This is a genomic window from Microcystis sp. LEGE 08355 (assembly GCF_015207185.1).
Classification (GTDB): domain Bacteria; phylum Cyanobacteriota; class Cyanobacteriia; order Cyanobacteriales; family Microcystaceae; genus Microcystis; species Microcystis panniformis.
This window is the reverse complement of sequence record NZ_JADEXI010000114.1, coordinates 1-10,475: the sequence shown is the minus strand read 5'-3', so window position 1 is coordinate 10,475 and position 10,475 is coordinate 1. Positions and strand designations below refer to the sequence as shown.

Genomic DNA, 10,475 nt, shown 5'->3' with positions numbered 1-10,475 from the left:
GATTACTCTTGCTCCCAATGCGATCGCTAATTCCGAAACTGGCAGCGAAACCCCGGTAGTGGAAAATGCCGCCCCGACTCTGAAAGCCCCCGTTATCAAAGAAAATACTAATCCCGCCCCCCGTCTGGCTATCCCCGAAAACCATCAAACCGATATGCCTACCCTTGCCCCCCGGGCCGGCGGTAAAAATAACTTTATCGATACTAGAAACTTTAACCCCCCCAGTTCCGTTGTTGTCACCGAGCGCCGCAGTGGTTGCCAAACCATCGCCCAAAATGGTCAACTGGTAGGAGGTAGCTGTAATCTGGCGGCCCGGTCCCCCCGTCGTCAGCCGGTCAGCACTGTGGCCAAACCCTTACCCCCGGTTAATCTGGCCCGGGTGCGTCTCAATCCTAATCCGGCCGTGCGCGTAGGACGGCAGCCCCGAAATCAGCCGGTTATCGCTAATAATTCCCTGCGTCGTTATGCCCCCACCCTCGTGGCCTCTAGCGCCCCGGTACGTCTGGCCGCCCCGACGGTGATTCCCAGTCAGGTGGTAGCCCTCAATCCCCCGGAATGGAATGGCGTAAAATTAGCTTTAGCCCCCGTGACTCGCGCAGAAGTGGCGGCCATCAGCGAAGCGACCACCTATGAGCGGGCCACCCGTTTAAGTCCCACGGATTCTAACCAAACTCAACGCACGGATTTACTCTTTCCCCTCGCTCTTCCCGCCCAAATTACCTCGGTTTTCGGGTGGCGAAATCATCCAGTCACCGGGAATCGGGCCATGCACGCGGGTACTGATTTAGGCGCACCGATGGGAACACCTGTATTAGCCGCCTACGCGGGGGAAGTGGCCACCGCCGACTGGTTGGGAGGTTACGGATTAACGGTGATTTTACGTCACCTCGATGGTAGTCAAGAATCTCGTTATGCCCACCTTTCGGAAATTACCGTCAAACCGGGAGAATGGGTAGAACAGGGCGCGGTTATCGGTCGTGTGGGTAGTACGGGACTTTCTACCGGTCCTCACCTACACTTTGAATGGCGACACCTAACCGAACAGGGTTGGACCGCCGTAGATGCCGGTTTACATCTAGAATTAGCCCTCGATAATCTGGTGCAGAGAATGCAAATGGCCGCAGCCACTGACGCTAATCAGAATTAATTTGTTTTGGGTTACAACTCTAGCGGTTTTTGGAACTTAAAAACGCATCGTTGAGCTTTTGCCCAATTGATGCGTTTTCATACATTTGCAGTCTTAAGTAGGGCTTGCTGAATAAATGTGAAATGTAGGCAAGGTAAGGGTTTTGTGGCTTTTCTCGCGAAACAGGTGCAAGATTTTGAGAGAATCGTACTTCAAAACCTGGCATCTTGAGCGGCGCTCGCGTCCTGTAGGGGCGAAGCATTCGGATAGAAAATCTACGGTTTCACCGATAGGTTATTGCCCGAATGCTTCGCCCGTACTTTTTCAGCCAACCCTAAGTAGTTGGACAAAAATAAAGTTAACTGTGGGGTCAGGAGTCGTTCGTCAGGAGTCGGTCGTCGGTCGTCGGGAGACGGGATACACGCTAAGATACAAATAATAAACTTGAGAGAAGCACTTGATTAAATATGACTCTAACTGACGTTGAAGTAAATCCCTCGACTCCAGAAGATTTTTTAGATTCTGAAACATTAGTACAGGTCGATTTAATGCAGCAAAAGATTCAACAATATTTACAAACCCTATCAGTAGAAAATTTAAAGATGATTCTAGAATTTGCCGCTTATTTGTCAGATAAAGAAAGTGAAAAGGCAACGCAAGAAATTAGAGCAATCCCGAATATTATGGAACATTTGAAAGAAGCTGAAATGGATTTACAATCAGGTTGCCTCATTGATTGGGAAAGCTGAGATGACTTATAAAGTCCGTTTGACAGCTAAAGCAAATAAAGTTTATTCTGAAGCGGATTCAATCTTAAAAAAGAAGATTGCTAAGTGTTTAAAACTCCTTCAAGAAACACCGAAAAATCACCCTCAAATTAAAGCATTAAAGGGAGAATTTGCTGGGAAGTATCGCTTCCGCGTTGGAGACTATTGGGTTATCTATACAGTTGATGATAGTCAGTCTCAAGTTATTGTCTTGCTGATTGAACATCGCAGTCAAGCTTACCGTCAATAAATAGGGTTTGCTGAATAAATGTGAAATGTAGGCAAGGTAGAGGTTTTGTGGCTTTTCTCCCGAAACAGGTGCAAGATTCTGAGAGAATCGTGCTTCAAAACCTTGCGTCTTCATGGTTCCGCGTCCTGTAGGGGCGAAGCATTCGGACAATAACTTATCGGTGAAACCGTAGATTTTCTATCCGAATGCTTCGCCCGTACTTTTTCAGCAAACCCTATGTTCTATAAAAATGGTAATGCAAGGTTTTTGAAGCTCCCAATCCTCATAGTGTTAATATTCGCTAATCTCATCCAATTGGAAAGGCAAGATTTGAGAAAAAAGTAGAAGTTAAGGAACGCGGAGCATTCGTTCTTCGATTTCTTGCCAAACGGTAGGGGAAATATTAACAGCCACTTTTTGGCAGCAGAGAACCAGGAGATTAATATAAAAATAATGCTTGTCTATTTTGCGAATTTCTTGGATGGATAAATTCAGTAATTCAGGCGTTAAATTAAAAGCAGTATTCCACATTTTCAAGAATTGATCAGCAAATTCTCGACGTTCTTTTTTAGTTGCTTTATCATCAGGAATATTTTGTTTGAAAGCTTCTAAATCAGCGATTAATTGGTAAAAATTAACCTTAGAAACAATTCGATCCTGAGCCAATAAGTTAACTAACAGGACAAACTCATCAATGAGGTTGGGGGTAAAGAGGATCTCGGTGATGACGGTGGCGATGTTGATGGCGATGACGTGGATGATCTCGGGGACGTAGGCGATGGCGATGCCGTAGGCGAAGACGTTGGCGATGACGAGATAATTGGCGATCGCTCTTCTTCCTACAGGTTTAATCGGACTATCAACAGAATCTTTAGTCATCTCATCTGCCCATTGTAAAATCGGCACTAATTTTTGACCGAGGGGCGTTTTAAGATAATTATGGGCTTCTTTCTCCATTGCTAATAACAATTTATCGGCTTTCCCTCGCATCAAACCCGCCACTAACAAAAACACCTCTTGCCAACGAGTTTCTGTTACATAATTCTTAACTGCTTCTTCAATCAAATCATTATCATAGATATACTGAGCCGTGAGGTATTCCTGAAGGGTTAAATGAGAAAAAGAATAGACAGATCTAGCCCGCTCTACTAAAATTCCCTGTTCAATTTCAATGGTTTTTAATACTTTTTCTCCGTCTAAATGTTGCGGAGCATTTAAGTTTTGTTTAAGGTGATCTTTAATTTGCTTAACAATTTCTCGTTTTTCTAAAAAAAGTTTATCTGCTACAAAATTCTGATAAGCGACTTCAGATAGCAAAATTTCTTCTTGCTCAATACTGAGATTTTCATAAACTAAACCGCGATTAGGTAAACGTTTTTCGGCTGACCATGTTTCCAATAAAATTCGTAACGCATCTTGATAAAGGCGACTGCGATTTGTGGGAAAAGATTGATTTTTATCATAAACCAAACACAAAAAAGTCAACAATAACGGTGTATGGGCTAACTCTTTTGCACTTTTATACTCCTCCTTTTGCAACAGTTCCCAACAATTTTTAGCCGTCTCATTTTTCCGATCTAATTCCGAACTAAACCAATGTTCAATAAAACTTTGAATTTGCTGATCATCAAATTCGACAATTTCAATATCGGTAAATTGTCGAAGATGAGTTCTAGCAGCAGTGCGACAGGAGAGAATAAAACGATTTTTATGATGCCTATCTACAAAATCTTTGATTTTCTCGATTACATTATTCACATTAGCTGTTGGCACTTCATCCAAACCATCTAATAAAATTAGTAATTCCCCTTTTTCTAGTTTATTGCTAATACTTTTTTCCACGTTGGGAAAACCGCAGATTTTAAACTCCTCTTCAATTAATACCTGAATATTAATCTCGTTCTCTTTAAAGTTTTTCAACTCCAGTAAAACAGGTGTTAGAGGATGCTGATAACTGCCTTGCTTTCCCTTGAGAGCTTCTAAACCAACTTTTCGCAAAAATGTAGATTTACCAATACCGGGATCACCAAGTACCATTAAATATTGTTCTTGACTCGCCAAAAGTAAACCATCTTTTTTACCATCATCCCTAATGTTAAACCGTCGCTGCTTACTCTCACGATATTTATTTTCTAAATTTTCATCATAATAATCCCTGACTAAATTTCCTAAACATTTGACATTAACATAAATTGACTCCAAATCCATCGGCTTAGACATTTTTAAAACCTTAATCATGCCGTGCCGATCCCAGTAACGTTGAGTATATTCCCGCAAAAAAAGATACTTTCCCTCTTTGATAAGCTGCCCAACATCTTTATTCAATAACTCATTTTTATTAATACCCTCCCACCCCGATTTAATCATTTGGCCAATAAAATTATTAGTCAATGCCGTTACAATGGTTGTTTCAATTCCTGTCATAACTTAACCCCTGTAAACCCTCTGACGCTTAGTATAAGCGAGAAAGCGGGTTTCTCAACAACCCAGAAAGCGGGTTTCTCATCAACCCAGAAACCCACTTTCTTTAAGAAAGCGGGTTTCTAATCCTTAAGCCGCTAAACTGAGAATAGCTGCTTGTACTTGGCTCTCATTTCTCAGATTGTAAAATAATGCAAATTTATCTTGACTATAGTGCCACTACCCCCACTCATCCCCAAGTGATCGAGCGGGTTGCCACTATTCTCCGGCATCATTGGGGCAACCCCTCCAGTTTACACAGTTGGGGACAGGATAGGGCGACAGTCATCGAAATGGCCAGAGAACAGGTAGCAGGGTTAATTAATGCCAATTCAGACCAGATTATCTTCACTTCTGGCGGTACGGCTATCAAGCTAAAATTGATCAGCCTCCCAGTAAACCGCCCAAGGCTGGTTCTAATCTTAAACCGAGCCTAAATCAGGACAAGGAGAAAAAATAAAAATTCTTGGGTGGCTATTCCCCCTTTTTCCTGTTCTAACTGATAACTGATAACTGATAACTGATTACTGATAACTGATTACTGATTACTGATAACTGATTACTGATTACTGATAACTGATAACTGATTACTGATAACTGATAACTGATTACTGATAACTGGTAACTGATAACTGGTAACTGAATATGGCTTATTCTCGCATTAAAAAACTAGCAAATTATCTACGTCCCCATTGGCAAATGGTAACTGGGGGGGTAGTTGCTTTGCTTATTGTTAATCTTTTGGGTGTTTACATACCGCTTTTAATCCGGGATAGCATCGATGATTTGAGTAAATCCCTTGACTTTCAAAAAATCATTTATTATCTGATTTTAATTGTCGCTTTAGCCTCGATTATGTGGTTTATCCGCATGATTTCCAGAGTGTTATTATTCGGGATCGGTCGTCAGGTAGAGTTCGATCTTAAACAAAAAATCTTTCAGCATTTATTAACCCTTGAACCTGCCTATTTTTCTCGACAAACTTCAGGAGATTTAATCAACCGTGCCACTAGCGATGTGGATAATATCCGTCGTCTGGTGGGTTTTGCTTTGCTCAGTTTGGCTAATACTTTTTTTGCCTATGGGTTAACTTTGCCTGTAATGTTAGCGATTCATATTCCCCTTTCAATCGCCGCTATTTCTGTCTATCCTTTGATGTTAATTGCTGTGCAATTATTTAGTGGTCGTCTGCAGCGGCAACAGAAAAAAGTACAAGAAAAACTCTCGCATCTGAGCGATTTAATTCAAGAGGATATGAGTGGTATTACTCTGATTAAAATTTATGCCCAAGAAGGTAACGAGCGCCTAGCATTTAAGCAAAGAAATCGCAAATTACTACAGGCTAATTTAGATTTAGTCCAGACTCGTAATTTTCTTTTTCCCCTGATTGAAGCTTTGGCCTATGTCAGTTTATTGGCGTTGCTTGCTCTCGGTACTAGACAAATTATAGCGGGTAATATCACCATTGGGGACTTTATTGCTCTGTTAATTTTGGCAGAAAGATTAGTTTTTCCCACTGCTTTATTAGGTTTCACTATTACTGCCTACCAACAGGGAGAAGTGAGTGTTGATCGCCTGGAAACTATCCTATTAGCCGAGGCTAAAATTAAAGACAATGCCGATTGTATTCACTTAAAAAATATTCAAGGAAAAATTACCGCCAAAGCCTTGACTTTTTTCTATCCTGATGCTAAGGAACCAGCCTTAAAATCTCTTTCTTTTACCATTAATCCGGGGGAAACGGTAGCGGTCGTCGGTGCGATCAGATCGGGAAAATCTACCCTTGCTAACGCTATTCCCCGTCTTTTGAATATTGCTGAGGGACAGTTATTTATTGATGATCAAGATGTCACTCAAATTGCCCTGGAAGAGCTGCGAAAAGCGATCGCTTATGTTCCCCAAGAAAGTTTTTTATTTAGTACCACTATTGAAGATAATATCCGTTATGGCGATCCGCTGCTGAATTTTTCGGCAGTGGAATCGGCGGCCAAACAAGCGAGAATTCAGGAGGAAATCGAGAATTTCCCGCAAAAATACGGAACTTTAGTGGGAGAACGTGGGATTACTCTTTCCGGTGGTCAACGTCAACGGGCCTCTTTAGCGCGCGCTTTAGCCATCCAAGCACCGATTTTAATCCTTGATGATGCCCTATCTAGCGTCGATAATCAAACAGCCACGGCTATTTTGGAAAATCTCGCCCAAGAAAGCCAAAAAACCGTGATTTTTATCTCCCATCAATTATCGGCCGCTGCCACTGCCGATCGCATTTTTGTCATGGATCGCGGAGAAATTGTCCAGATAGGAACCCACGAGGAGTTAATCACAGTCCCCGGAGTCTATCAAAATCTCTGGCAACAGCAGCAGTTAGAGTCTAAGGTTTTACATTAGCCGATAAAATAGGGAATCTGCCAGTTATTGCCGGTTAGTCAGGGAATTTAACCCGGATTTTCTGGCTATTTTGTCGATTTAATGGCAGTAAAAGCCAAGAATCTCACTCAACACTTTATCAAAAAAATTTCTAGCTAATTTTTGTGTTATCTTGATTTCTCGTGGCACAGGTAATGTGCTAAAAACCTAAGAGAAGTTCACTTGCACCGAGAAATTCATGCTTAAAAATCTGACGAAAACCGCTCTTTTAGCCACTGCTACCCTGATCGGTGTCCCTAGCGTCTTAATTCAGCCGACAATTGCCCAAATGCCTACTCTAGGAGATGGTATCATCTGTACAGCAACTGGCAAAACCGCCCAAGGAGTAAAACTATATGTTTATACTTCTGAAATTGATGACGACTCAATCAACAAAAAAGAACCGGTGACACTGACAATGGTTTCCCCGGTTAGTGATGTGGTGGAAGGGCAAATTTTGGTAGTTAACAAAGACGATAACACCGTAACGATTGATAATTTTGCTGCCGCAACTCCCCCGGAAATGCAGCCGGTAGGATTAGCTGTCACTACCTACCAAGGTAGAAATACTTTTAGCGGAAAAAGTCAAGCAGGAACACCGGTTAGTTTTACCCTAGAAAACAATCTTCGCACCATTAAAGTTAAGCATGGTGGTGATTCTTTCACGGGAGTCTGTCACTAAAACTACCCGAGGATGGGTTAACAGTTTTGTTAGTCCTCTTTGACTTGAGCATCTCAAAAGCTGGCTGTTATATTAACCCAGCTTTTTTTAATTATAATTAGTTATCTTTTAGCGACAATGAACAAGAATCAACTTTTAAGCGAACCTTTTTTACAATTACCCACCGAAACATCAATACAAGTGGTTTGGTTTACGGAATTTTTTGGCACTCGTCATCAAGTCCGCTACGGGGAAAAACTAGAGAAAATGGTCCCCGCTCGCACTAGCAAATTAACTAGAGTTAGAGAAGATGCTCAATCGAGAACCGTTGAAGCTTATCAATCTTTAACCCCTCGAGAAATCTGGCGACATCAGGCAGAAATTACTGATTTAAATCCCGGGGAAAGGATTCCCTATCAAGTCACCAGTTTTCAGGAAAATACAGCGATTAGAAGTGATATTTATACCCTTACACCAAGACCAAAAAAAGGAACTAATCTCAAAATTTTGCTCACTTCCGATCATCAATTAATGCCCATGACTGCCGCTAATTTGCAAAAAGTTAGCGAAACTATTGGACAAGTAGATGCAGTTTTTTTAGCAGGAGATTTAGTTAATATACCCGATCGAGCTTCCGAATGGTTTGATGATAGTCGCGGTGGGGCATTCTTTCCCTGTTTACAAGGTCGTGCTAATTATCCTCTTACAAAGAATGGTATTCAGACTATTTATAAAGGGGGGAAAATTATTCAAAATGCTCCCTTATTTCCTGCTATTGGTAATCATGAAGTTATGGGTAGATTTTCTACTTCCAGAGGTTTAAATGAACAGTTTGAAGATGCTATTCCTCAGTTTATTGCTAAACAACTAGCAGAGGATACAGTAGAAATTAATGAAAAATGGTTAAAAAATAATGCTTTCAACACAGAAACCTACGAAGAAATTTTTTCTTTGCCTCAAAATAAATATTATTCTCTAACCTTTGGCGATGTTCGTTTAGTGGTTTTATATGTTACTAATATTTGGAGAAATCCCAATTTAGAACCCAGTGCAAGGGGAAGATATTACGAAAATCAAAGAGATTTAGATAGACCAAATTGTTGGGGTTACGGTCAGCATATTTTTGAGCCAATTGCTCAGGGTAGTCCTCAATATCAATGGTTAGAAAAAGAGTTAAATACTCGAGAATTTCAAGAGGCTAAATATAAAGTAGTTATGTTTCATCATCCTCCCCATACCCTAGGAGGAAATATCGTTCCACCCTACACCGATCCCGTGCCGACAATTCAACGGGATACCACGGGAAAAGTTAGCTCAGTACGTTATGATTATCCCCGAGAAAATGATTATATTATTCGTGATATAATTCCCTTATTAGAATCAGCCAAGGTTAATTTGGTTTTTTATGGTCATTCTCATTTATGGAATCGTTTTCTTAGTCCTAAGGGGATGAATTTTCTCGAATCTTCTAACGTTGGCAATAGTTATAGTGCTTATTTAGGTGATAAAAAACGTCCTGTACCCCTCGATAGAAATTATGCAGCCATCGGCAATCCTAATGGATTAGAAGCAATTATCCCGAATATTGCTCCTCTAGTGGATTGGGTTAATCAACCTTTACCCCATATTGCCAGTAATGATCTGACGGTTTTTAGCATTTTAGATACAGAAAAAGGAACCGTGAGCAGTTATCGTTTTGATACTCGTTATCCTGACTCCGAGGTAATTAAATTTGATGAATTTGACCTTTTTAGCATAGGTGAAGTATAATAAAATTAAAAAGTGCTGGTTAAATAGATTCTCTTGGGGTTAATTGTATGACTACTGTTACTAGCAATGATATTCAAGAATTGAAAGACTTACTCTCGGCAATGCGACAGGAAAACCGCGAGCAGATGATTTCCCTGCGAGAAGAAACCCGCGAGCAAATGATTTCCCTGCGAGAAGAAACCCGCGAGCAAATAAGTTCCCTGCGAGAAGAAACCCGCGAGCAAATTGATACGCTAAAGGAAGATAATCGCAAACAACTAGAAACCCTGAGAGAAGAAAATAACAAGCAATTTGTTAACCTACACAAAGAAATCACGGAAGTGAAAATTATAACGGCTAAAATTGAAGGAACAATTCAATCCCAAGCAGTATTAACCCAAAAAATTCCCGATTTAATCGAGAAAGTTGGGGAATTAAAAAACTGGAAACAAATAGCTATTGTCGCTATCACTGCTTTTACCAGTGCCACAATTACTTGGTTTATTCGAGGAGGAAATTTGAAACCTTAAAGTCTGGCATTTTTCTCAATTCCTAATTGGTGCATTTCCAGAATAATCGGTTTCAGGGTTTCTCCGAAAGTGGTTAAAGAATATTCAACTTTAGGAGGAATTTCTGGATAAACTTCTCGGTGAATCAGTCCATCTAACTCTAATTCCCTCAGTTGTTGGGTGAGAACTTTTTGACTAATGGGACTTAAACAAATTTTAAGCCCAAACAAAGCCGAAACTAGCTTGATAAGCGGCAAACACATCCTGATTCTCGGTCAGCCACCTAAAGAAACGAAAAGACATCGCTGTCCGAAAAGCTTCCAAAGCTTCCACAAAAGTGTTTAAAGGTCGATTCGTCCACCGCCTTTGCAGTCCCCCAGTTAACTTATGCCACAGGATAAATGTATAGGCACAAAACACCAAGATAAAATAAAGTGATGTAATCGGTTATAAACTACTCCGACGGCATTATTGGCCATTTGAGGGAGGTTTTTCCTCTCACTTTCCCCTAATAATCCTCCTAAATAGGGGCTGCTGAAAAAGTTTTTCGTGGGGGCAGGGTGTGGGG

At 40.9% G+C, this 10,475-nt stretch carries 9 protein-coding genes and 3 pseudogenes; 8 read left to right on the top strand and 4 right to left on the bottom strand.

Annotation, left to right across the window (positions count from 1 at the left end):
* The 3 genes from IQ242_RS08155 to IQ242_RS08145 all read left to right on the top strand — a co-directional run.
* A partial coding sequence (locus IQ242_RS08155) for a M23 family metallopeptidase (RefSeq protein ID WP_193959616.1) occupies positions 1-1,147 on the top strand: 1,147 nt, incomplete at its 5' end.
* A gap of 446 nt (positions 1,148-1,593) precedes the next feature.
* Positions 1,594-1,875, top strand: a complete 282-nt coding sequence (locus IQ242_RS08150) for a hypothetical protein (RefSeq protein ID WP_002759713.1) — start codon at positions 1,594-1,596, stop codon at positions 1,873-1,875.
* A gap of 1 nt (position 1,876) precedes the next feature.
* Complete coding sequence (locus IQ242_RS08145; RefSeq protein ID WP_193959615.1) at positions 1,877-2,143, top strand: type II toxin-antitoxin system RelE/ParE family toxin; 267 nt, start codon at positions 1,877-1,879, stop codon at positions 2,141-2,143.
* A 327-nt stretch (positions 2,144-2,470) separates the two neighbouring features.
* On the opposite strand, the gene IQ242_RS08140 is transcribed toward IQ242_RS08145, so the two are convergent.
* Entirely contained in the window at positions 2,471-4,546 is a 2,076-nt protein-coding gene (locus tag IQ242_RS08140; protein ID WP_193959614.1) for an NACHT domain-containing NTPase, read from the bottom strand.
* Between the two features lie 188 nt (positions 4,547-4,734).
* On the opposite strand from IQ242_RS08140, the pseudogene IQ242_RS08135 reads away from it, so the two are divergent.
* The 5 genes and pseudogenes from IQ242_RS08135 to IQ242_RS08115 form a co-directional block, all read left to right on the top strand.
* Positions 4,735-5,004, top strand: a pseudogene (locus IQ242_RS08135) (aminotransferase class V-fold PLP-dependent enzyme); the annotation flags it as partial.
* A 223-nt stretch (positions 5,005-5,227) separates the two neighbouring features.
* On the top strand, positions 5,228-6,970 hold the full coding sequence (locus IQ242_RS08130) for an ABC transporter ATP-binding protein (RefSeq protein ID WP_193959612.1): 1,743 nt from the start codon (positions 5,228-5,230) through the stop codon (positions 6,968-6,970).
* A 217-nt stretch (positions 6,971-7,187) separates the two neighbouring features.
* Positions 7,188-7,670, top strand: a complete 483-nt coding sequence (locus tag IQ242_RS08125) for a hypothetical protein (protein ID WP_193959611.1) — start codon at positions 7,188-7,190, stop codon at positions 7,668-7,670.
* 117 nt (positions 7,671-7,787) lie between these two features.
* Positions 7,788-9,419, top strand: a complete 1,632-nt coding sequence (locus tag IQ242_RS08120; RefSeq protein WP_193959610.1) for a metallophosphoesterase family protein — start codon at positions 7,788-7,790, stop codon at positions 9,417-9,419.
* 47 nt (positions 9,420-9,466) lie between these two features.
* A complete protein-coding gene (locus tag IQ242_RS08115; protein WP_228020885.1) occupies positions 9,467-9,928 on the top strand; it encodes a hypothetical protein in 462 nt (153 codons plus the stop codon).
* On the opposite strand, the gene IQ242_RS08110 is transcribed toward IQ242_RS08115, so the two are convergent.
* From IQ242_RS08110 to IQ242_RS26000, 3 genes and pseudogenes are all read right to left on the bottom strand, one after another.
* Entirely contained in the window at positions 9,925-10,170 is a 246-nt protein-coding gene (locus IQ242_RS08110; RefSeq protein WP_193959609.1) for a winged helix-turn-helix transcriptional regulator, read from the bottom strand. The two genes, IQ242_RS08115 and IQ242_RS08110, sit on opposite strands and share 4 nt — an antisense overlap.
* Positions 10,124-10,339 (bottom strand): annotated as a pseudogene (locus tag IQ242_RS08105) (IS701 family transposase); the annotation flags it as partial. The pseudogene IQ242_RS08105 and the gene IQ242_RS08110, both read right to left, overlap by 47 nt.
* Positions 10,288-10,475, bottom strand: a pseudogene (locus tag IQ242_RS26000) (hypothetical protein); the annotation flags it as partial. The pseudogenes IQ242_RS26000 and IQ242_RS08105, both read right to left, overlap by 52 nt.

What these genes read in the sequence shown, in the direction of transcription:
- IQ242_RS08150 (WP_002759713.1), top strand. Translation starts at nt 1,594, where the DNA reads ATGACTCTAACTGACGTTGAAGTAAATCCCTCGACTCCAGAAGATTTT.
- IQ242_RS08145 (WP_193959615.1), top strand. Translation starts at nt 1,877, where the DNA reads ATGACTTATAAAGTCCGTTTGACAGCTAAAGCAAATAAAGTTTATTCT.
- IQ242_RS08140 (WP_193959614.1), bottom strand. Translation starts at nt 4,546, where the DNA reads ATGACAGGAATTGAAACAACCATTGTAACGGCATTGACTAATAATTTT.
- IQ242_RS08130 (WP_193959612.1), top strand. Translation starts at nt 5,228, where the DNA reads ATGGCTTATTCTCGCATTAAAAAACTAGCAAATTATCTACGTCCCCAT.
- IQ242_RS08125 (WP_193959611.1), top strand. Translation starts at nt 7,188, where the DNA reads ATGCTTAAAAATCTGACGAAAACCGCTCTTTTAGCCACTGCTACCCTG.
- IQ242_RS08120 (WP_193959610.1), top strand. Translation starts at nt 7,788, where the DNA reads ATGAACAAGAATCAACTTTTAAGCGAACCTTTTTTACAATTACCCACC.
- IQ242_RS08115 (WP_228020885.1), top strand. Translation starts at nt 9,467, where the DNA reads ATGACTACTGTTACTAGCAATGATATTCAAGAATTGAAAGACTTACTC.
- IQ242_RS08110 (WP_193959609.1), bottom strand. Translation starts at nt 10,170, where the DNA reads ATGTGTTTGCCGCTTATCAAGCTAGTTTCGGCTTTGTTTGGGCTTAAA.